At 69.9% G+C, this 21,037-nt stretch carries 24 protein-coding genes; 19 read left to right on the top strand and 5 right to left on the bottom strand.

The annotated features are described in order from the left end of the window. Positions 1-59: 59 nt before the first annotated feature. Genes hisD through hisB form a run of 3 tightly spaced genes read left to right on the top strand, consistent with a single transcriptional unit; the run spans position 60 to position 3,140 of the window. Entirely contained in the window at positions 60-1,376 is a 1,317-nt protein-coding gene (hisD, locus tag GIY23_RS16180; protein WP_154078902.1) for a histidinol dehydrogenase, read from the top strand. Between the two features lie 31 nt (positions 1,377-1,407). Continuing rightward, on the top strand, positions 1,408-2,523 hold the full coding sequence (locus tag GIY23_RS16175) for a histidinol-phosphate transaminase (RefSeq protein ID WP_154077429.1): 1,116 nt from the start codon (positions 1,408-1,410) through the stop codon (positions 2,521-2,523). Then, positions 2,520-3,140, top strand: a complete 621-nt coding sequence (gene hisB, locus GIY23_RS16170) for an imidazoleglycerol-phosphate dehydratase HisB (protein ID WP_154077428.1) — start codon at positions 2,520-2,522, stop codon at positions 3,138-3,140. Before GIY23_RS16175 ends, hisB begins: the two co-directional genes overlap by 4 nt. 225 nt (positions 3,141-3,365) lie before the next feature. On the opposite strand, the gene GIY23_RS16165 is transcribed toward hisB, so the two are convergent. Further along, positions 3,366-4,265: an oxidoreductase gene (locus GIY23_RS16165; protein WP_154077427.1), complete on the bottom strand. Its 900-nt coding sequence runs from the start codon at positions 4,263-4,265 to the stop codon at positions 3,366-3,368. A 62-nt stretch (positions 4,266-4,327) separates the two neighbouring features. Here GIY23_RS16165 and GIY23_RS16160 point away from each other — a divergent pair, with 62 nt between their 5' ends. From GIY23_RS16160 to GIY23_RS22690, 3 genes are all read left to right on the top strand, one after another. Further along, the gene (locus GIY23_RS16160; protein WP_154077426.1) at positions 4,328-4,906 is read left to right on the top strand and encodes a TetR/AcrR family transcriptional regulator; all 579 of its coding nucleotides are present in this window, start codon (positions 4,328-4,330) and stop codon (positions 4,904-4,906) included. A 67-nt stretch (positions 4,907-4,973) separates the two neighbouring features. Further along, complete coding sequence (locus GIY23_RS16155) at positions 4,974-5,471, top strand: SRPBCC family protein (protein ID WP_154077425.1); 498 nt, start codon at positions 4,974-4,976, stop codon at positions 5,469-5,471. A gap of 30 nt (positions 5,472-5,501) precedes the next feature. Continuing rightward, positions 5,502-5,654 (top strand): hypothetical protein, encoded by a 153-nt coding sequence (locus tag GIY23_RS22690; RefSeq protein WP_187351912.1) that lies wholly within the window; start codon positions 5,502-5,504, stop codon positions 5,652-5,654. 82 nt (positions 5,655-5,736) lie between these two features. Here GIY23_RS22690 and GIY23_RS16150 read toward each other — a convergent pair whose 3' ends face one another. Beyond that, positions 5,737-7,119, bottom strand: coding sequence for a cation:dicarboxylate symporter family transporter (locus GIY23_RS16150; protein WP_154077424.1), 1,383 nt, complete (start codon positions 7,117-7,119; stop codon positions 5,737-5,739). 140 nt (positions 7,120-7,259) lie between these two features. Between GIY23_RS16150 and GIY23_RS16145 the strand changes: the two genes are divergently transcribed. The 3 genes from GIY23_RS16145 (at position 7,260) to GIY23_RS16135 (ending at position 11,076) form a co-directional block, all read left to right on the top strand. After that, entirely contained in the window at positions 7,260-8,876 is a 1,617-nt protein-coding gene (locus tag GIY23_RS16145) for a sensor histidine kinase (RefSeq protein ID WP_228717324.1), read from the top strand. Continuing rightward, a complete protein-coding gene (locus GIY23_RS16140; protein WP_154077422.1) occupies positions 8,873-9,550 on the top strand; it encodes a response regulator in 678 nt (225 codons plus the stop codon). The genes GIY23_RS16145 and GIY23_RS16140 overlap by 4 nt, the downstream gene beginning before the upstream one ends. Positions 9,551-9,708: 158 nt before the next feature. Next, the gene (locus GIY23_RS16135) at positions 9,709-11,076 is read left to right on the top strand and encodes a dihydrolipoyl dehydrogenase family protein (protein WP_154077421.1); all 1,368 of its coding nucleotides are present in this window, start codon (positions 9,709-9,711) and stop codon (positions 11,074-11,076) included. 265 nt (positions 11,077-11,341) lie between these two features. Here the strand turns inward: GIY23_RS16135 and soxR are convergent, their stop codons facing one another. Further along, on the bottom strand, positions 11,342-11,803 hold the full coding sequence (gene soxR / locus GIY23_RS16130; protein ID WP_154077420.1) for a redox-sensitive transcriptional activator SoxR: 462 nt from the start codon (positions 11,801-11,803) through the stop codon (positions 11,342-11,344). Between the two features lie 94 nt (positions 11,804-11,897). Between soxR and GIY23_RS16125 the strand changes: the two genes are divergently transcribed. The 6 genes from GIY23_RS16125 to priA all read left to right on the top strand — a co-directional run bounded on the left by GIY23_RS16125 (position 11,898) and on the right by priA (position 15,715). Then, entirely contained in the window at positions 11,898-12,605 is a 708-nt protein-coding gene (locus GIY23_RS16125) for a thiamine pyrophosphate-dependent enzyme (RefSeq protein WP_154077419.1), read from the top strand. 20 nt (positions 12,606-12,625) lie between these two features. Then, positions 12,626-13,540 (top strand): transketolase family protein, encoded by a 915-nt coding sequence (locus GIY23_RS16120; RefSeq protein WP_154077418.1) that lies wholly within the window; start codon positions 12,626-12,628, stop codon positions 13,538-13,540. A 22-nt stretch (positions 13,541-13,562) separates the two neighbouring features. Beyond that, on the top strand, positions 13,563-13,949 hold the full coding sequence (locus GIY23_RS16115) for a PPOX class F420-dependent oxidoreductase (protein ID WP_154077417.1): 387 nt from the start codon (positions 13,563-13,565) through the stop codon (positions 13,947-13,949). A gap of 144 nt (positions 13,950-14,093) precedes the next feature. After that, positions 14,094-14,723, top strand: a complete 630-nt coding sequence (hisH, locus tag GIY23_RS16110; protein ID WP_154077416.1) for an imidazole glycerol phosphate synthase subunit HisH — start codon at positions 14,094-14,096, stop codon at positions 14,721-14,723. 14 nt (positions 14,724-14,737) lie between these two features. Continuing rightward, positions 14,738-14,920 carry a hypothetical protein gene (locus GIY23_RS16105; RefSeq protein ID WP_154077415.1) on the top strand — a complete coding sequence of 61 codons (183 nt, stop codon included), beginning with the start codon at positions 14,738-14,740 and terminating at the stop codon, positions 14,918-14,920. Between the two features lie 63 nt (positions 14,921-14,983). Further along, a complete protein-coding gene (priA, locus tag GIY23_RS16100; RefSeq protein WP_154077414.1) occupies positions 14,984-15,715 on the top strand; it encodes a bifunctional 1-(5-phosphoribosyl)-5-((5-phosphoribosylamino)methylideneamino)imidazole-4-carboxamide isomerase/phosphoribosylanthranilate isomerase PriA in 732 nt (243 codons plus the stop codon). A 420-nt stretch (positions 15,716-16,135) separates the two neighbouring features. On the opposite strand, the gene GIY23_RS16095 is transcribed toward priA, so the two are convergent. Then, on the bottom strand, positions 16,136-16,522 hold the full coding sequence (locus GIY23_RS16095; protein WP_154077413.1) for a PPOX class F420-dependent oxidoreductase: 387 nt from the start codon (positions 16,520-16,522) through the stop codon (positions 16,136-16,138). Positions 16,523-16,575: 53 nt separating this feature from the next. Between GIY23_RS16095 and hisF the strand changes: the two genes are divergently transcribed. Beyond that, a complete protein-coding gene (gene hisF, locus GIY23_RS16090) occupies positions 16,576-17,349 on the top strand; it encodes an imidazole glycerol phosphate synthase subunit HisF (RefSeq protein WP_154077412.1) in 774 nt (257 codons plus the stop codon). Positions 17,350-17,357: 8 nt separating this feature from the next. Then, a complete protein-coding gene (gene hisI, locus GIY23_RS16085; RefSeq protein ID WP_187352179.1) occupies positions 17,358-17,708 on the top strand; it encodes a phosphoribosyl-AMP cyclohydrolase in 351 nt (116 codons plus the stop codon). Between the two features lie 121 nt (positions 17,709-17,829). On the opposite strand, the gene GIY23_RS16080 is transcribed toward hisI, so the two are convergent. Next, a complete protein-coding gene (locus GIY23_RS16080; protein ID WP_154077410.1) occupies positions 17,830-18,456 on the bottom strand; it encodes a TetR/AcrR family transcriptional regulator in 627 nt (208 codons plus the stop codon). Positions 18,457-18,541: 85 nt separating this feature from the next. On the opposite strand from GIY23_RS16080, the gene GIY23_RS16075 reads away from it, so the two are divergent. Together GIY23_RS16075 and GIY23_RS16070 are read left to right on the top strand one after the other, a co-directional pair. Continuing rightward, positions 18,542-20,122, top strand: coding sequence for an anthranilate synthase component I (locus tag GIY23_RS16075; RefSeq protein WP_154078901.1), 1,581 nt, complete (start codon positions 18,542-18,544; stop codon positions 20,120-20,122). A gap of 49 nt (positions 20,123-20,171) precedes the next feature. Further along, positions 20,172-20,729, top strand: a complete 558-nt coding sequence (locus tag GIY23_RS16070) for a Trp biosynthesis-associated membrane protein (protein ID WP_154078900.1) — start codon at positions 20,172-20,174, stop codon at positions 20,727-20,729. Positions 20,730-21,037: the final 308 nt, after the last annotated feature.

Here is a 21,037-nt window from a genome sequence, read left to right as displayed (position 1 = left end):
CACGGCACGCGAGCTGCGGACTACCCTGGGACGAGTCGTCACCGATGCGGAGGAAGTCGATGCTCACCCGTACCGACCTGCGTGGTCGTGTCCCGTCGCCCGCCGAGTTGCGCGCCACGCTGCCGCGCGCGGCCACCGACGTGGAGCACGTGCTGCATCAGGTACGGCCGGTGATCGAGGACGTGCGGGACCGCGGTGTGCAGGCCGTGCAGGAGTACACCGCCCGCTTCGACGCGGTGACGCCGGAGACGGTGCGGGTGCCGCACGCCGCCCTCTCGCGCGCGCTGGACGAGCTCGACCCGCAGGTGCGGGCGGCTCTGGAGGACTCGATCGCCCGCGCCCGTGCGGTGCACGCCGACCAGCGCCGCACCGACACGACCACCCAGGTCGTGCCCGGTGGCACCGTCACCGAGCGGTGGGTGCCGGTGGCCCGTGTCGGCCTCTACGCTCCCGGCGGGCTCGCGGTCTACCCGTCGAGCGTGGTCATGAACGTCGTGCCCGCCCAGATGGCGGGTGTCGAGTCGCTGGTGGTGTGCTCACCGCCGCAGGCCGAGTTCGGTGGCCTGCCGCACCCGACGATCCTCGCCGCCGCCGCGCTGCTGGAGGTCGACGAGGTGTGGGCTGTCGGCGGCGCCCAGGCCGTCGCGGTGCTCGCGCACGGCGGCACCGACACCGACGGCACCGAGCTGACGCCGGTCGACGTGGTCACCGGACCGGGCAACGTCTACGTCACCGCCGCGAAGCGCTTCCTGCGCAGCGTCATCGGGATCGACGCCGAAGCCGGGCCGACGGAGATCGCGATCCTTGCCGACCACACCGCCGACCCGGCGCACGTGGCGGCCGACCTGATCAGCCAGGCCGAGCACGACGTGCTCGCCGCGAGCGTGCTCGTGACGACCTCCGCGGACCTCGCCGAGTCGGTGGACGCCGCGCTGGCCGAGCAGGTGCCCTCGACCAAGCACACCGAACGGATCCGCACCGCGCTGACCGGCGTGCAGTCCGGCTGCATCCTCGTGGCCGACGTGGCCGACGGGCTCCGGGTGGTCGACGCCTACGCCGCCGAGCACCTCGAGATCCAGACCGAGAACCCCTCGGAGGTCGCCGCGCGGGTGCGCAACGCCGGTGCCGTGTTCGTCGGCCCGCACTCGCCGGTGTCGCTGGGCGACTACTGCGCGGGCTCGAACCACGTGCTGCCGACGGGTGGGTGTGCGCGGCATTCCTCGGGCCTGAGTGTGCAGAGCTTCCTGCGCGGGATCCACGTCGTCGACTACTCGGAGCAGGCGCTGCGCGAGGCCGCCGACCATGTCCTCGCCTTGGCCGACGCCGAGGACCTGCCCGCGCACGGTCAGGCCGTGTCCGTGCGCTTCGCCCGTTGACCTCTGCTGCTCCCACCGAAGGGGACCTTCGATGACCGACGTGATCGGTGGCGACGTCACGCTCGCCGACCTCCCGCTGCGCGACGACCTGCGCGGGCGCAGCCCGTACGGCGCTCCCCAGTTGGACGTGGCGGTGCGGCTCAACACCAACGAGAATCCGTACCCCCCGTCGCCGGAGCTGGTCGCCGACGTGACCGCCGCCGTGCAGGAGATCGCGGGCGAGCTGCACCGGTACCCGGATCGCGACGCGGTCGCGCTGCGTGAGGACCTCGCCGCGTACCTCAGCGGTGCCACCGGGGTGAACGTCTCGGCGGACAACGTGTGGGCGGCGAACGGCTCGAACGAAGTGCTGCAGCAGCTGTTGCAGGTCTTCGGCGGGCCCGGGCGCACGGCGCTGGGGTTCGAGCCGTCGTACTCGATGCACCCGATTCTCGCGTCCGGGACGCGCACGGAGTGGCTGCCCGCTCCGCGTCGTGCCGACTTCGGCCTGGATGCGGCGCAGGCCGCGCGGATCGTCGCCGAGCGCCGGCCGGACGTGGTGTTCGTGACCAGCCCCAACAATCCGACCGGGCAGTCGATCGGTCTCGACGAGCTGCGGACGATCCTGGACGCCGCACCGGGGGTGGTGGTCGTCGACGAGGCGTACGTGGAGTTCTCCTCGCGCACGAGCGCTGTCGAGCTCATCGAGCAGTACCCGTCGAAGCTCGTCGTCAGCCGCACCATGAGCAAGGCGTTCGCCTTCGCGGGTGGACGGCTCGGGTATCTCGCCGCAGCCCCCGCGGTCGTCGAGGCGTTGCTGCTCGTGCGGCTGCCGTACCACCTGTCGGCGCAGACACAAGCCGCCGCCCGCGCCGCACTGGGCCACGCGCGGGAAACCCTGGGGTCGGTGCAGGCGCTCTCCGGCGAGCGCGACCGTGTGGTGGAAGCGTTGCGGGACATGGGTTTCTCCCCGGTGCACAGCGACGCCAACTTCGTCCTTTTCGGACACTTCGACGACGCGCACCGGGCGTGGAAGCGCTACCTCGACTCCGGCGTGCTCATCCGTGACGTCGGAATTCCGGGGCACCTGCGGGTGACCGTCGGCACCCCGCAGGAGAACGACGTTTTCCTGGACGCCTGCCGCACCGTGACCGAGGAGCTTTCGTGACCACCTTCGAACCGGGAACGCGCACCGGGCGGGTCGAACGCAGTACCCGCGAGTCCTCGGTGCTGGTCGAGGTCGATCTCGACGGCACCGGCACCGCCGACGTCGACACCGGCGTCCCGTTCTACGACCACATGCTGTCGTCGCTCGGCACGCACGCCGCGTTCGACCTCACCGTGCGCGCCAAGGGCGACGTGCACATCGACGCGCACCACACCGTCGAAGACACCGCGATCGTGCTCGGGCAGGCGTTGCGCGAGGCTCTCGGGGACAAGAAGGGCATCCGTCGGTTCGGGGACGCGTGGATCCCGATGGACGAGACCTTGGCGCACGCCGCCGTCGACGTCTCCGGCCGCTCGTACTGTGTGCTGACCGGTGAACCGGAGAAGTACGACGCGTTCACCATCGGCGGGAACTACCCGTTCGTGCTCAACCGGCACGTGTTCGAGTCGCTGGCGTTCCACGCGCAGATCGCGCTGCACGTGCGGGTGATCCACGGCCGCGACCCGCACCACATCGCCGAGGCCCAGTACAAGGCCGCCGCCCGCGCGCTGCGGGCCGCAGTCGAACCGGACCCGCGTTTCGCCGGCGTGATCCCCTCCACCAAAGGCGCCCTGTGACTGAGAACTTCTGCTAGAAGGTCTTGGCTGGGGGGTCGGGTAGCGGAACCTCAGCGCCCTCCTCGCTGCGGGATCGATCTCTTGAGTAGCGGCCTACGCGGCGATATCGCTGTCCTCGCGAGGAGGGCGCTGAGAACCCGCCGGTGGCTGGGCTGCGTACGTGGTGGGGAGAGCGGAAAGACCACGTACGTGGGGAGAGCGGAGCGACTGGCGCCGCGCGGCCGGTTACGAGTCGAGGGCTCCGATGCCTGCGGGGACGCCGGTGAGTTTTTCCGAGGCGGTCCAGAGGCGTTGTGCGGTGGTGACGTCGCTGGCTTCGGCGGAGCGGCCGACCAGCGTGGGGTGACCGTGCATCTCGGAGCGGCCGTCGGGTCCGACGTAGCTGGCGCCGGGCAGGTCCTGGGTAGCGGCGAACAACGTGGGCAGTGCACCTTGCGTGCTCGTCTGGGCGAGAAGTCGCCCCGCCAGGTGGACCGCCTCCACGAGCACCTTGGCGCGGCCTGGTGTGCCGAGGTTGGTGGCCGAGTAGCCGGGATGGGCTGCCATTGAGCGGACCGGTGAGCCTGCGTGGTGCAGGCGGCGCTGGAGTTCGAGGGTGAACAACAGGTTCGCGAGTTTCGACTGCCCGTAGGCCTTGATCATGCCGTAGCCGTTGCGGCGCAGGTCGAAGTCGTCGAAGTGGATCGTGCCGGCGCGGTGCGCGCCGGACGAGAGCGTGACGACCCGGTCGGTGATGTGCGGTAGCAGCGCGTTGGTGAGCGCGAAGTGGCCGAGGTGGTTGGTGCCGAACTGCTTCTCGAATCCGTCCTTCGTCCGCGATTCCGGGACCATCGCGATTCCGGCATTGTTGACGAGGATGTCGAGCGGCCCGTGCCAGTCCTGTCCGAACGCACGCACCGAGGCGAGATCGGCGAGGTCGAGCAGGCGGACCTCGTTGCTGCCGCCGACGGCGCGCGCGGCTGTCTTGCCCTTGACGGGATCGCGCACGGCGAGGACCACGTGGGCTCCGGCACGTGCGAACGCTCTCGCTGTGGCGAGGCCGACGCCGCTGGTCGCGCCCGTGACGACGACAGTGCGGCCGTGGAGTGCGGGCATGTCTGCGGTGGTCCAGCGTGAGTCGGCCATACCCGTAAAGTAGGCATTGACAACAATGCTGTCAATGGAAACATTGCGCTACACTCCGCCGCATGGCACGGCGGTACCACCACGGCGACTTGCGCACGGCGCTGCTGGAACACGCCGAGCGCACCGTGGCCGAGGACGGAGTAGACGCACTGTCGCTGCGGGAGCTCGCGCGTGACGCCGGCGTCAGCCACGCGGCGCCGCGGCGGCATTTCCGAGACCGCAACGACCTTCTCGACGCGCTCGCGCTCACCGGGTTCGAACGACTCGGCGCCGCCTTGCGCGCGGTGCGAGTCGATGGCTCCTTCACCGACCAGCTCGCCATGTTCGCGGAAGCCTATGTGCGCTTCTCGGTGGCCAATCCCGAATTGCTCCACCTCATGTGGGCACGCAAGCACGCACGAGACGACGTGGGCGCCGCCGCGCGCGAGGCGTGTGCGGCGCCGATCGCGATCATCGTCGACGCGCGGGCCCAGGGACAGGTCGTCGACGGCGACGTCGAGCGGATCGGGCTCTCGGTGTTCGCCCTCGTCCACGGCATCGCAGGCCTGGCGGCCGGTGGCGTGTTGCCGGAAGACCAGGTTCCGGACGCGATCGCCACCGGTGTCGCCGACCTCGTGGACGGTCTCCGTCCACGCGAGTGACTCCTCGCACACCAGACACTCAGCACACCAGAGATCCCCGTACCCCACAGAGATTCGGAGCACAGCCATGGCGCGGACCACGACCGTCTCGGACAGCATCGTCGTCGCAGCCGACCCGACGACGATCTACGACCAGGTCAGCGACCCTGCGCAGATGGGCCGCTGGAGTCCGGAGAACCGGGGCGCCACCGTGCCGGACGAGGTCCGGGTGGGCACGGTCTTCGACGGGCACAACAAGCGCGGCCGGTTCCACTGGACCACGCGGTGCACGGTGACCGCCGCCGAGCGGGGGACGCGTTTCGCCTTCCGGGTGCACGCCATCGGGCTGCGGACGCCGCGTCTTCCCGGGCGCGTCGCGACGTGGGAGTACCGGTTCGAGTCGGTGGACGGCGGAACCCGCGTGACCGAAACCTGGACCGATGATCGCCGGTGGCCGGACTTCGTGGCAGCGGCGTTCGACAAGGCGGCCACGCGAGGCTCGCTGTTCGCCGACTTCCAGCGTCGCAACATCCGCACCACGTTGACCACACTCAAGAGCGTGCTGGAGGACGGTCGGGCGTCCTGATCCCCGCCTCCACTCCGGTACGGTCGTTCCGTGCAGGAATACGCGCCACTGCTGCTGTTCGCCGTTGCCGGGTTTCTCCTCGGCGGGGTGTACGCGCTGTGGAAGACGACGAAGCTGATGGCCGGCATTCTCGCCGCCGCGGCGGTGCTCGCCGCAGTCGGCGGAGTGCTCTGGCTGCTGTGATCCGATCTCGGTGCATCGAGTCCGACGCGCCGGAACGGCGCCGCTGTCCGAAGTGGAGAGAGGCGCCGTTCTGCGTGCGCGATCAGTTCGCGAGGGCCTTCTCCTTGTCCGGGCCCGGGTCGTCGCCCGGCTCCGCCGCGGGCTCGTCCGTCATCGTGCTCTCGTTGAACGGATCCCGGCCGGCGAGGACATCGTGCATCTTGTCCCGGTCGATTTCCCTGGTCCAGGCCCCGAGAATGACCGTGGCCACCGCGTTGCCGGTAAAGTTCGTCACGGCGCGTGCCTCGGACATGAAACGGTCGATACCGACGATGAGACCGACACCGTCCAGCAACTCCGGCCGATGCGACTGCAGGCCGCCCGCCAGGGTGGCGAGTCCGGCGCCGCTGACACCGGCGGCGCCCTTCGACGCGATGATCATGAACACCAGCAACGAGACCTGTTCGCCGACGCTCAACGGGTCGCCCAGCGCGCTCGAGATGAACAGTGAGGCCATCGTCAGGTAGATCGCGGTGCCGTCCAGGTTGAACGAGTAGCCGGTGGGCACGGTGATGCCGACGACCGGCTTGCTGATGCCCATGTGCTCCATCTTTCCGATGAGGCGGGGCAGTGCTGTCTCCGACGACGACGTCGACACGATCAGCAGGTACTCGCGGCCGAGGTAGCGCAGCAGCGACAGGATGTTGACCTTCGCAAGGAACCACAGCAGCGGCGCGAGCACCGCGAAGACGAACGCCACACAGGTCAGGTAGAACCCGAGCATGATGATGCCGAGGCTTTTGAGTGCATCGAGTCCGGTCGCGCCGACGACGGCCGCGATCGCGCCGAAGGCACCCACGGGTGCCGCCCACATCACCATCGCGAGGATCTTGAAGACCAAGCGCTGGAGATGCTCGATTCCGCGCAGGATCGGTTCGCCGGTCGAGCCCATCATCTGCAACGCGAACCCGGTCAGCAGTGCCACGAGCAGCGTCTGCAGCACTTCGCCCTCGGTCAGCGACGAGACCAGCGACGTCGGGATGATGCCGAGCAGGAAGTCGGTGGTGGACTCGGATCCCTCACCGGCCTGTTCGACGCCTGCGCCGCGCAGCTCGTCGGTGACTTGCAGGCCCTGTCCCGGGTCCAGGAAGTTGCCGACGATCAACCCCAGCGTCAGCGCGACCACCGTCGTCACGGTGAAGTAGAGCAAGGCCAGACCGCCGACCTTGCCGACCTTCGCGGCCTGGCGTACCGAGCCGACACCGAGCACGATCGTGCAGAAGATGATCGGCGAGATCATCATTTTGATGACGTCGACGAACCCGGTTCCCAGCGGTTTGAGCGCTTTACCGAGCTCCGGCGCGACGAACCCGACGGCGACACCCGCCAGTACCGCCACGATGACTCCGATGTACAGAAAGTGCGTCCGGTCCCTGCGGGCGGGTGTGCTCTCCGCGGTTCCGGTCGCGGCGTCGTTGCTTGCCACCTGATGTCCTCCTCGTGCGGGTACGAGGCGCCCGCCGTGTCGCAGCTCACGCCGTTATGGTGCGGAGTGACTATCGGCCATCGTTCGGCCGCGCGTCACTGTTGTGTTCATTTCGTTCATCGGCTGGTTGCAGGTCACTCGTGCGTCAGACTCGGTCCCCCGCCCGCTTCGTCGACGGATGGAGCCTCGCTCGGCAGTTGTTCGTGCTGCAGGTCGTCGTCGTGACGTGTGTCGTCCTCGCCGGCGTGGTTCTGGCCTACGTGGACGGCGTGCGCCGGACCGAGGAAGCGGCGCGCGGAGAGGTCGTCGCGCTCGCACAGGCGCTCGCGGCCTCGCCGCACGTCCGGGAGGCGGTGCGGGCCGAGAACCCGTCCGCGACGTTGCAGGAGGTGGCAGAGGACGTGCGGTCCGAGACGAGGGCGGACTTCGTCACGATCATGGACCCGGCGGGGATCCGGTTCACCCACCCGGATCCGGCGCGCATCGGCAAGCCGTTCCTGGGGCACACCGCGCAGGCGAGGTCCGGTCGCGTGTTCACCGAGACCTACACCGGCACGCTCGGCCCTTCGGTGCGTGCGGTCGTTCCCGTGCTCGATCCGCAACGGCGGGTCTCGGCGCTCGTGAGCGTCGGGATCACCGTGCGAGTACTCACCAACGAAGTGCGCGCGCAAGTGTTGCCACTGGTGGGGGTGGCGTTGGCGGCACTCGCTGTCGGCGGACTCGCGACCTACTGGGTCAGTGCGCGATTGCGGCGGCACACCGGGGAACTCGGAGCCGTCGAGCTGCGTCGGCGGGTCGACCACCACGACGCGATCCTGCACGCGGTGCGCGAAGGACTGTTGCTCGTCTCGCCCACGGGGCGGGTGACGTTGTGCAACGACGGTGCCGCCGTCCTGCTGTCGCAACGACCATCGGAGGTCGAGGGGCGCACAGTGGACGAACTCGGTCTCGCCGAGGATCTCGCGAAGGCCCTGCGGTCCGGCGGGACCGTGCGGGACGAGGTTCACCTGACCGACGATCGCGTCCTGCTGCTCAACGTCTCTCCGGTACGCAGCGGAGGTCGCGACCAGGGCAGCGTCGTGACCTTGCGCGACCACACCGAACTGCAGGCCATGACCGGAGAGCTCGACACCGTGCGCGGGTTTTCCGAGTCGCTGCGCTCGCAGGCGCACGAGGCCGCGAATCGGCTGCACACCGTGGTGTCGCTGATCGAACTCGACCGGCCGTCGGAAGCGGTCGAGTTCGCGACCGCCGAACTGGAACTCGCGCAGCGGCTCACCGACACCGTCGTCGGCGCGATCGGAGAGCCGGTGCTCGCGGCGGTGCTACTCGGGCGGTCGGCTCAGGCGCACGAGCGGGGCGTGGCGGTCACGCTCACCGACGACACGACGGTGGCGGAGAATGTCACCGAGCGGTTCGCCGCACGCGACCTGGTGACGATCCTCGGGAATCTGGTGGACAACGCGGTGGACGCGTCGCTGGACCGGCCGGAGCCGCGAACCCCGGCGGTGTCGGTGACCGTGCGCGGGGGCGACGACGGCCTGCTGATCCGGGTCGCCGACAACGGGAGCGGCCTCGACGCACAAGCGGCGCGGCGCGCGTTCGACCGCGGCTGGTCGACGAAATCCGGCGGTCGCGGGCTCGGTCTGGCGCTGGTGGGACAGGCGGTACGCCGCTACGGCGGCGCGATCTCCGTGGAGACCGGCGCGGATGGGGGCGCGGTGTTCACCGCGCGACTGCCTGGGGACGCGTCATGATCTCGGTACTGGTGGTGGAGGACGATCCCGTCGCCGGTGAGGCGCACGAGCGCTACGTCGAGCGGATCGCCGGGTTCGAGGTCGCCGGCCGTGCCCGGACCGGTGGCGAGGCGTTGCACTTCCTCGAGCGCACGCCCGTGGATCTCGTCCTGCTCGACCTGCATCTTCCCGACATGGACGGTCTTCAGGTGGCGCGTGGTCTGCGCGCGGCGGGCAGCGAGACCGACGTGATCGTGGTGACCTCGGTGCGCGATCTGCAGGTGGTGCGGGCCTCGGTGTCCAGCGGTGCGGTGCAGTACCTGCTCAAGCCGTTCACGTTCGCCGCGATGCGGGAGAAGTTGGAGCAGTACGCGAAGTTCCGCGCCGGACTCGGCGGGGAAGGAGACGCGCGCGGGCAGGGCGAGATCGACCTCGCCTTGGCCGCGCTGCGCGGCACCGAACGGACGCCGCTGCCGAAGGGCATGGCGGAAGAAACGCTCTCCGAGGTCGTCGCGTCGCTGCGGGCGCGGCCCGAGGGGGCTCCCGCCGGGGTGGTCTCCGAGGCCGCGGGAGTCTCCCGGGTGACTGCTCGGCGCTACCTGGAACACCTCGTCGAGCACGGCATGGTGGTGCGCCGACCCCAGTATGGCGGCGTCGGCCGCCCCGAGATGCTCTACCTCTGGGCCCCCGCCTGACCTCCGCCGTTGAGTGCCTCGATCTTCGGCGGGTTCGCGCTGTTCGCGTTCAGCAGCGGCGGAGCGGGCTGCTCGCGTCGGCGATCGGCGGCTCTCGAGTGTGAGTGTTAGCTTCGCGCACGAGACCGGTGTGCGGCCTCGAATCGAGAGGGCAGACCATGCGATCGTTCGATGTCGTCATCCTCGGTGGCGGGGCCGGCGCGAAGATGATCTGGGGATCGGTGCCCGGCGGATCCGTGGCGGTGATCGAGTCCGGCCTCGTGGGCGGCCACTGCCCCTTTTTCGCCTGCGTACCCAGCAAGGCGATGTTGCAGACCGCTGCCACGTGGCGACTCGCAGCGCACGGCCAGTTCACCGACCTGTTCACCGGCGGAGTCTCGGCCCGGCAGGCGTACGACCAAGCCGTTCGACGCCGCGACCGCCTGGTGCACGACCGGGACGACAGCGCCGGCGCGGCAGCTCTGGCCGAGACCGGCGCCACGTTGGTCCGTGGTCACGGCCGGATCGCCCGGCCAGGCGTGGTGACGGTGGACGGTGAGGAGATCGGCTATCGCGACCTCGTGCTCAACACGGGATCGACACCGACCGTGCCCGACGACATCCCCGGCCTCGACGACATCGCCGCGTGGACCAGTGAACATGCGATGAGCACCGCGGAGTACCCCGACTCGCTCGTCATCGTGGGCGGTGGCCCCGTGGGTTGCGAGATGGCGTACCTGTTCGCCGCTTTCGGCTGCACGGTCACGCTGGTACAACGCGCCTCCCGACTGATCCCCCGAGAGGAACCCGAAGCCTCGCAACAGATGGCCGACACCCTCGAAGGACTCGGCGTGCAGGTAGCACTCAGCACGACGGCCAGCGAAGTGCAGACACAGGAAGGACGCACCCGTGTCCTCCTCGACACCGAGTACTCCGTCGCGGCCGACACACTCCTGTTCGCCACCGGCCGCACACCCGCCACGACCGACATCGGCCTCGACACCCTGGGCGTAGTGCCCGACGAGAGAGGGTTTCTCCCGACCGACGAGCACTGTCGTGTCACCGGAACGGACAATGTGTGGGCCATCGGCGACGCCGCAGGCCCAGCCCCGTTCACCCACACCGCGCACTACCAAGGGCGGGTCGTGGCGGCGAACCTCGCAGGTAGGCCGGTGCGAACCGACTACCGGGCCCTGCCGCGGACGGTCTACACCGACCCGACGTTCGCATCCGTCGGACACACGGAAGCCTCCGCTCGGCAAGCAGGCACCGAACCGGTGATCGCGACAGCTGCCGTATCCGACACCGTCCGCGCCACCATCGACGGCACGACACAGGGCTGGCTCAAACTGATCGCAGATCCGCACACCGGCACCCTGCTCGGGGCGACCGCCACCGGAGGTCGAGCCGAGGAATGGATCTCCGAGCTTTCCCAAGCTCTTCGCTCAGAAATCCCCATCACCGACACCACGGACGTGATCCATCCATTCCCCACTTTCAGCGAGGAACTCGAAGGAGCGCTGTGGAAACTGGCGCCCCGGTTCTGAGAGGCTGTTATTGACCTGCGGTGGTGGTCGCTGACCGGCGTCCCAGCTTGTCGCTCGCGGTGTTGGGGTCGCCTCGAGTACCAGCACGTACGCAGCGGCGGCCCCGGCCTTGCGAGCGACAACCTGGAACACCGGAGCTTCTCACCGTGCTCGGGCTGAGCACGCGAGACCATGCCCTGACGCGCATCAGAACACGATCACAGACGGGCACTGACCTCTCGTCGGGATGTGTGCTCTTTCCGGGTGTGTGCCGTCGTCGGCGCGCTCAAGAGGCGTTGTCGGCTCGGGGGCGCAGGCGGGACGAGCCGGGGCCGAACTCGGCGAGTTCGTCGTCGGGGTTGTTCAGTGCGCAGGTGCGCAACGACAGGCAGCCGCAGCCGATGCAGCCGGTGAGGTTGTCCCGCAGCCGCTGCAAACCGTCGATTCGCGCGTCGAGTTCGTCCCGCCAGGTTCGGGACAGTCGTGTCCAGTCGGCCTTGGTGGGAGCGTGGTCCTCGGGCAGCGTCGCGAGTGCCTCGCCGATCTGTTCCAGGTTGAGGCCGACGCGTTGCGCCGCCCGGATGAACGCGAGCCTGCGCAGGACCTGGCGCTCGTACCGCCGTTGGTTGCCGCCGGTGCGGGTGGAACGGATGAGGCCGCGTTCCTCGTAGAACCGCAAGGCCGTCTGGGCGACACCGCTGCGGTGGGAGACCTCGCCGATGGACAACAGGTTCGGAAGCTTCGACACGGGGCCATCCTAGCGAAAACTTCAAGTGCAGTCGAAGTATTTCGGTTCGGAATTCCTTGACTTCCAGCGAACTCGAAGTTTCAGGCTGGGTCTCATGACGACGACACCGACCGCCGAGCGCACCGAGTTCGGCTACGACGACCTCCGGCCGCTGATGGCGCGCATGACCGGGGACGAGAAACACGACAACGCCGCCACCTCGACGCTCGACGTCCTGTGGGTGCTCTACGACCGGATTCTCTCGGTCTCCTCCGACCGGGTCGACGACGCCGACCGAGACCGATTCCTGCTTTCCAAGGGCCACGGTCCGATGGCCTATTACGCGGTGCTCGCCGCGAAAGGCTTCTTCGCTCCGGAGGAACTCGACGGGTGGGGAACGGTCGGCTCCCGGCTGGGGTTCCATCCGGACCGGGTACTCGTGCCCGGTGCCGAGATCGGCAGCGGCTCGCTCGGGCACGGTCTCCCGCTGGGGGTGGGGACCGCGCTCGGGCTCCGCGCTCGGGCCAAGCACGACCCCCGCGTGGTGGTGCTCGTCGGAGACGCCGAACTCGACGAGGGCAGCAACCACGAGGCCATCGCCTACGCGGGCCGCGCGGGGCTCGGCAGCCTCACCACTGTCGTCGTGGACAACCAGTCCGCCACGCACGGCTGGCCGGACGGGATCGCCGAGCGTTTCGCCCGGGAGGGCTGGGCCGCTCACACCGTCGACGGACGAGACCACTCCGCGCTGTACCGAGCCCTCACCGACACCCGTCACGACCGGCCGCTCGCGGTCGTCGCGCGAGTCGAACCCCGAAACTGACCTCTCAGGGAGAGACCACCATGACCACCACCGAAACACCTGCCACGACCATGCGGGAACGGTTCGTGCACACCGTCGACCGGGCACTGGACGACCAAGCGAACCTCGCCGTCGTTCTCGCCGACATCTCCTCCGACCGGTTCGAGCAAGCCCAGGCCCGTCACCCGGACCGGGTGCTCAACGTCGGGATCCGCGAACAGCTGCTCGTCAGCACCGCCGGTGGGCTCGCGCTCGCCGGAATGCGACCCGTCGTGCACACGATCACGCCGTTCGCGGTCGAGCGCCCGTTCGAACAGCTCAAGCTGGACCTCAACCACCAGGGTGTCGGGGCGGTGCTGGTGAGCACCGGAGGCTCCTACGACTATCCGTTCGCCGGCCGGACGCACATGGCGCCCGGCGACGTCGCGCTCCTCGACACGCTGCCGCACTGGACGATTCACGTGCCCGGCCACGCAGACGAGCTCGACCCGCTGCTGCGCACCGCGCTCAGCGGTGACGGACTGGTGTACCTGCGGATGTCGGAGCGGCAGAATTCCGAACCCGTCGCCACCGGGCCGGGCCTGGTGCGCGTCCGTAGCGGCGGGACCGGAGTGGTGCTCGCGGTCGGGCCGATGCTGGACCCGGTGCTCGAGGCGACCGCGAACCTCGACGTCAGCGTCCTGTACGCGGCGACGGTCCGTCCGTTCGACCACCGCACGCTGCGTGCGGCCGCGAAGCTCGCGGCGCCGGACGTGGCGCTCGTGGAGCCGTACCTCGCCGGAACCTCCGCGCACGTCGTCGACGACGCGCTGCACGACCTGCCGCACCGCGTGCTGTCCCTGGGGGTGACCCGCGACAATGAACTCCGGGACTACGGCGACATCGAGGACCACGACACGGCACACGGGCTCACACCGAAGCAGATCGCCTCGTCACTCCGGGCGTTCTTCCGGTGACGAGCCCGGGAGAGGGACACGGATGGCGTTCACACCGGCGGAGGCGGAATACCTGCGGTCGCAGACACTCGGACGGCTGTGCACCTTGAGCCCGTCGGGGGCACCGCAGGCCCGCCCGGTGCTCGTGCACCTCGGCCCGGACGGGACGACGATCGACGTCTACGGCTTCGGTCTTGCGGACAGCCAGAAATGGCGCAACGTGCAGGGCGACGAGCGGGTGACGTTCGTCGTCGACGATCTCGTCTCCCGCAAGCCGTGGACGACGCGCGGCGTGGAGATCCGGGGGACGGCAGCGGCGCTCTCCGGCGGCGGCGACAACGGCGACGACGTGATCCGGATCCGCCCGCGCCGCATCCTGACCTGGGGCGTCGACGAGACGAAGGGGACACAGGCACGGGACGTCGCATGAACGGCCGGCAGGGCGCGCGGATCGGTCTGCGTGGGTGGTCCGGCAGCGGAACCTCACCTCGCGGCTGGCTGGGCGCGTTGATCTGCGTTGGTGCCACGCAACCCCCGACGCAGAGCGACCCGCGCATCCTCTTAGCCTGGTGAGGTGGCACGAGTCGTCGTACTGGATTACGGATCGGGCAATCTCCGCTCCGCCGAGCGCGCCCTGACGCATGCGGGCGCTGACGTCGAGGTGACCGCCGACCGCCGTGCCGCGAGCGAGGCCGACGGCCTCGTCGTCCCCGGTGTGGGCGCGTTCGCCTCCTGCATGAGCGGGCTGCTCGCCGTCGACGGCCACAAGATCATCGACCACCGGCTCGCGGGCGATCGCCCCGTGCTCGGCATCTGTGTCGGGATGCAGGTGATGTTCGAGCGTGGCGTCGAGCACTCCGTCAAGGCCGACGGTGTGGGCCAGTGGCCGGGCGCCGTCGAACGGCTCCCCGCCGACGTGCTGCCGCACATGGGGTGGAACGACGTCCGCGCGCCCCAGGGCTCGGTGCTCTTCGACGGCATGGACCCGCACACCCGGTTCTACTTCGTGCACTCGTTCGCCGCGCAGCGCTGGGAACTCGCACCGTCGGAGGCCATCGCCCCCGCCATGCTCACCTGGGCGGACCACGGCGGACCGTTCCTTGCCGCCGTCGAGAACGGCGCGCTGACGGCCACGCAGTTCCACCCCGAGAAATCCGGCGCCGCCGGATCCCACCTACTGCGGAATTGGTTGAAGAGTCTGTGAGGCGCCACGGTCTGATGCGGCCCGACGGGGCCGCGAAGTTGGTCGCGCTGCTGCTGGCGTTCGGGATGATCGCGGGCTTCTCGGCGACGTATCTCGTGCAGGCCGGGGTGCCCGGCTGGCTGGTGGTCGTCCTCGCGCTGCTGGTGCTCGCGGTCCCGTTCTTCCTCGCTCACCGCTCCGGCCAACAGAAGCGATGAGCAGGCGTTCCACGGTGTGAACCCTGGTCATCGGCGAGCGCTCGCGCGTCGTAGGGTTGCGGCGTGACGTTCACTCTGCTTCCCGCTGTTGACGTGGCCGAGGGGCAGGCCGTGCGCCTGGTCCAGGGAGCCGCCGGTACCGAGACCTCCTACGGCGATCCGTTGGAGGCCGCGCTCACGTGGCAGCGCGCGGGCGCGGAGTGGATCCATCTCGTCGACCTGGACGCCGCCTTCGGTCGCGGCGCGAACCGGGAGCTGCTCGCCGAAGCCGTCGCCAAGCTCGACGTGCGGGTGGAACTCTCCGGCGGGATCCGCGACGACGCCTCGCTGCGGGCCGCGCTCTCCACCGGCTGCGAGCGCGTCAACCTCGGCACCGCAGCGCTCGAAGACCCGGAGTGGACCGCCCGCGTCGTCGCCGAGCACGGTGAACGCGTCGCCGTCGGGCTGGACGTGCGGATCACCGACGAAGGCCACCGGCTCGCCGCGCGGGGCTGGACCAAGGACGGCGGCGACCTGTGGGAGGTGCTCGCACGGCTGGACGCCGCAGGGTGCCGGCGCTACGTCGTCACCGACGTGAGCAAGGACGGCACGCTCCGGGGGCCGAACGTGGAGCTGCTGCGTGAGGTCTGCTCGCGGACCGACGCTCCCGTCGTCGCCTCCGGCGGGGTGTCCAGTGTGGACGACCTGGTGGCGTTGTCGCGGCTCGCGCCGGACGGCGTCGAGGGATCCATCGTCGGCAAGGCCCTCTACGCAGGCAACTTCACCCTCGAGGAAGCCCTCGCCGCCGTCCGCTGAGCCCACCACCGCACCTGAGGCGAACGGCACTCTCGCCTCGTCTCGTGGGGCGAGCGGCACTTTCGCCTCGTCTCGTGGGGCGAGCGGCACTTTCGCCTCGTCTGGTGGGGCGAACGGCACTTTCGCCTCATGAGATGCGCGCCCTTCGGGTGGGGCGAGTGGCACTTTCGCCTCATCAGATGCGCGCCCTTCTGGTGGGGCGAGCGGCACTTTCGCCTCGTCTGGTGGGGCGAACGGCACTTTCGCCTCGTCTCGTGAGGCGAACGGCACTTTCGCCTCATCAGATGCGCGCCCTTCGGGTGGGGCGAGTGGCACTTTCGCCTCGTCTGGTGGGGCGAACGGCACTTTCGCCTCATGAGATGCGCGCCCGTCGGGTGGAGCGAACGGCACTTTCGCCTCGTCTGGTGTGTGCGCCGGGGGTCAGCGGGGGTCGACGGTGATGCTGACGCCGACGGTGCCGTCGCGGCCGCGACGGCGGTGGCTGAGCCGGACGTAGAGCCGCGCGACGAGTCCGTACTTGCGGACGAGGAGCCGCTCGACGCGCCGGGTATCGGGTTCGTCGAGCGTCATCGCGCGGCCCCGCACCGACGGTCCGTGCGGAACACCCCGGACGTCGCATGGCGCGAGTTCGACCGCGCCACTGCGCCGGATCCGCTTGACCTTGCCGGAGTCCCGGACCGTCCAGACCGCGAGGCTGCCGCCGTCGGGTGCGACCCACACCGGCGTCGAGACCGGTTGTCCGGTGCGGCGGAACGTCGTGAGCAGCAGGTACTTCGAGTCCGCGAGGATGTTCGTCAGCGAGTGCACGCCCCCACGGTAGCCGTCCTCCGTGCGGGGGCAGCGGTGTCTACCCTGGGGGCATGGCCGTTGCGGTGCGCGTGATCCCCTGCCTGGACGTCGACCAGGGGCGGGTCGTCAAGGGTGTCAACTTCACCAACCTCGTCGACGCGGGCGATCCCGTCGAGCTGGCCCGGGTCTACGACGGTGAGGGCGCCGACGAGCTGACGTTCTTGGACGTGACGGCGTCGTCGTCGGACCGGGAGACCACCTACGACGTGGTGCGGCGGACCGCAGAGGAGGTGTTCATCCCGCTCACGGTCGGCGGGGGTGTGCGCAGCCCCGAGGACATCGACCGTCTGTTGCGGGCCGGGTCGGACAAGGTCAGCCTGAACACGGCGGCGATCGCGCGGCCGGAACTGCTGCGGGAGTGTTCGCAGCGCTTCGGCGCTCAGTGCGTCGTGCTCTCCGCCGATGCTCGCCGGGTGCCGGAGGGGGGCACGCCGACGCCGTCGGGTTTCGAGGTCACCACGCACGGCGGTCGCCGGGGGACGGGGATCTGTGCGGTCGAGTGGGCGGCGGAGGCGCAGCATCTCGGTGTCGGCGAGATCCTGTTGAACTCGATGGACGCCGATGGCACGAAGTCCGGTTTCGACCTGGAGATGATTCGTGCCGTGCGGGCCGCGGTGGAGGTGCCGCTGATCGCCAGCGGTGGAGCCGGCGCGGTCGAGCATTTCGCCCCGGCGGTGCACGCGGGAGCCGACGCGGTGCTGGCGGCGAGCGTGTTCCACTTCGGACAGTTGACGATCGGCGAGGTCAAGAGCGCGATGCGCGCGGACGGGATCACCGTCCGATGAGTTCTACAGTGGACGGAGAGCTGGATCCGGCGATCGCGGCCAGGCTCAAGCGCAACGCGGCGGGACTCGTGTGCGCCGTGGCGCAGCAGAAGGACACCGGCGAGGTGCTCATGGTCGCGTGGATGGACGATGCCGCGCTGCACCGCACACTCACGACCCGCAAGGCCACGTACTTCTCCCGCAGCCGCGGCTCCTACTGGGTGAAGGGCGAGACCTCGGGGCACACCCAGCACGTGCACGAGGTGCGGCTGGACTGCGACGGTGACACCGTGCTCCTGGTCGTCGACCAGCAGGGCGCGGCCTGCCACACCGGGGACCGCACCTGCTTCGACGCCGACGTGCTTCTCGCTGCCGAGTGAGACGTTGTCTGTGCGCTGTGGTGACGCTCGTTCGCCAGCGTCCCGCCCTGCCGCTCGCGGTGTCGGCCTCGCCTCGAGTACCGGCATGCGGATTCATCGGCGCACCCGCTGAGCCGAGTGGTCACGCCACGCCGTCGATGTCGCCGGTGAGGTAGCGCTGCAGCGTCGGCGCGATCGCGGCCACGACGCGTTCGCGGTCCGCCGAGGCGAGCGGTTCGAGGTGCAGCACGTAGCGCATGAGCCCGAGCCCGGCCATCTGCGTCCCGCACAGCGCCGCCCGCATCTGCGGCTGGTCCACTTCGAGTTCCCGGGTCAGCCTGCCGAACAGTGAGGTGGTGAGGAACTCGCGCAGCATCCGGCTCGCCTCTTCGGTGGCGGTGATGCTGCGCAACAGTGCCGTGAACGAGCCGCCCTCGGCTTCGTCCCACACGGTGACGAACCGGCGCACCATCCGCTCGCCGATCCGGTCGGGATCACCCGTGACGAACTCGTGCACGATGCTCGCGGGGTTGACCGGGATCGCCACGGACGCGGTGAACAGGTTCTCCTTGCCCCCGAACCAGTGGTTGACCATCGCCGGATCCACCCCGGCCCGGCGGGCGATGGTGCGCACGGTCGCGCGGTCGTAGCCCTCGACGGGGAAGACTTCTCGCGCAGCACGCAGCAAGGCTTCCCGGGTGTCCTGGCCGCCGCCGCGCCGCCCTCGTCGCCGGGTTCCCGGCGCGGTGTCGTCGGTGCTGCTGGTCACACCACCATCCTCGCGGGTGGGCCGCGCGCGCCGCAAAGGCCGGTCCGTCGAGGTCGAGCACGGGCGGACCGGCACAATGGCGGGCATGGTCGGCGACGGTGACATCGGCAGTGTCAGCCCCACCCGGGAGGAGTTCCGCGCGCTCGCGGCAGATCGTCGGGTCATCCCGGTGGTGCGCAAGCTGCTCGCGGACGACGAGACCCCGCTCGGCGTGTACCGCAAGCTGGCGGGTGATCGCCCGGGCACGTTCCTGTTCGAGTCCGCCGAGAACGGCCGTTCGTGGTCGCGCTGGTCGTTCGTGGGTGCCCGCAGCGCGGCGGCGCTGACCTCCCGAGACGGCGAGGCGCACTGGACCGGGACGCCGCCGGTCGGGTTGCCGCAGAGCGGCGATCCGCTGGAGGCGCTGCGGGAGACGGTGCGGTTGCTGCACACCGACCCGCTGCCCGGCATGCCGCCGCTGACCGGCGGCATGGTCGGCTACCTGGGCTACGACATCGTTCGCAGGCTCGAACGTCTGCCGGACGAGACCGAGGACGACCTGCGGATCCCCGAGCTGGTGATGCTGCTGGCCACCGATCTCGCCGCGCTGGACCATCACGAGGGCACGATCACACTCATCGCGAACGCGGTGAACTGGGACGACTCGCCGGAGCGGGTGGACGCGGCCTACGACGACGCGGTGCGGCGGCTCGACACGATGACCGAGCAGTTGTGCCGGTCCGCGGAGCCGACGGTGGCGACGTTCTCCCGCCCGCGGCCGGACTTCGAGCGCACCCGGTCGCAGGCCGAGCATGTCGAGGCGGTGGAGTCGGCGAAGGAGGCGATCCGGGCCGGGGAGGCGTTCCAGGTCGTCGTCTCGCAGCGGTTCCAGATGGACACCGGGGCCGACGCGCTCGACGTCTATCGGGTGCTGCGGACCACGAATCCGAGCCCGTACATGTACCTGTTGCGGCTGGAGGCGCCGGAACCCGGCGCGGAGCCGTTCGAGATCGTCGGTTCGAGCCCGGAGTCGCTGGTGACCGTCCGGGACGGCCAGGCCACCACGCATCCGATCGCGGGCACCCGGTGGCGCGGCGCCGACGACGACGAGGACGCGTCGCTGGAGAAGGAACTCCTCAACGACGACAAGGAACGAGCCGAGCACCTGATGCTGGTGGACCTCGGCCGCAACGACCTCGGGCGGGTGTGCCGTCCGGGTTCGGTGCACGTCGTCGACTTCTTCCGCATCGAGCGCTACAGCCACGTGATGCACATCGTCTCGACCGTCACCGGAACGCTCGCCGAGGACCGCACCGCTTTCGACGCGGTGACGGCGTGCTTCCCGGCGGGAACTCTCTCCGGGGCACCGAAACCGCGCGCGTTGCAGATCATCGAGGAACTGGAACCGACACGGCGTGCCCAGTACGGCGGTGTCGTCGGGTATCTGGACTTCGCCGGGGACGCCGACACCGCGATCGCGATCCGCACCGCGCTCGTCAAGGGCGGTCGCGCCTACGTGCAGGCCGGTGGCGGCATCGTCGCCGACTCGGACCCGGTCGCCGAGGACCAGGAGTGTCTGAACAAGGCGCGTGCGGTGCTCAACGCGGTAGCCACGGCCGAGACGCTGCGCCGCCCGGAAACCGGTGCGCCGGCCGCAGGGAACGGGGCGGATCGTGCCGAGGTCTGAGACCGCAGCAGCCCCGCCTCGGCGTCCATTGTGGATCGTCGTGCTCCTGATGCTCGCCGGAGCCGCCGCGAGCTGGGGCGCGAGTGGGCTGGTGTGGGTCGAACAGCGGTGGCGCACACCGTTCACCGGCGACCAGGACTTCCCGGTGGCCGGGGCCGCCGCCCGTCCGGAACTCGTCCCGGTCGCGCTGGCGACGCTGGCGGCGGTGGCCGCGGTGCTCGCGACGTCCGGGATCCTGCGCAGACTCATGGGTCTGCTGGTGGTGGCAGCAGGGGCGGTCCTGGCGTGGCGGACCGTGTCGTGGTTCGCGGACGGAACGGCCTCGTCGCGGGACGTTCCGGCGGGCAGCACGCCGCTCGGTTCGGCGCAGCTACCGGTGTACGGCCCGCTGCTCGTCCTCGTCGCGGCGGCGCTACTGCTGGTCGCGGGGCTGTGGGTGCTGGTCGCCGCACACCGGATGGCGGGAATGGGGGCGCGCTACGACGCCCCGGGCTCGTCGGCTCGCGCCGAAGGCGACCCGGACAAGCGCTGGTGGGACGCGCTGGACTCCGGCGAGGACCCGACCGACGAACGAGCCGGCGGCACCGAGGACGATCGCCGGGGTTGATCGGCGGCGCGGCGTCAGAGTGCATCGGGCACTGGCTTGTGTGCCCGTAGGGCACGCCTCATACGTGTCCAGCCTCGGCGGTACCGGACCACCCGCCCAAGTTCCACAAAGCCTCAGGACCGAAGGTCCTTGCTGTACTGGGACGTTGGACCCACCCCTTGCAAACGGGGCATGACGGGCAGGTTTAGCATCGGCTCTGCGAACGGCACGACGGGAAGGGGAGTGTCGTGATCGAGCGCAAGGAACGCATCTGCGCACACCACACGCTTCGGTTGAGGATCCCGGCCGCGTCCGCCCGCACGGGTGGC

This window comes from Allosaccharopolyspora coralli, from assembly GCF_009664835.1.
In the GTDB taxonomy this organism is placed as follows: Bacteria; Actinomycetota; Actinomycetes; order Mycobacteriales; family Pseudonocardiaceae; genus Allosaccharopolyspora; species Allosaccharopolyspora coralli.
Note: the sequence above shows the minus strand (reverse complement) of the source record. Positions and strands in the feature narration are given on the sequence as shown.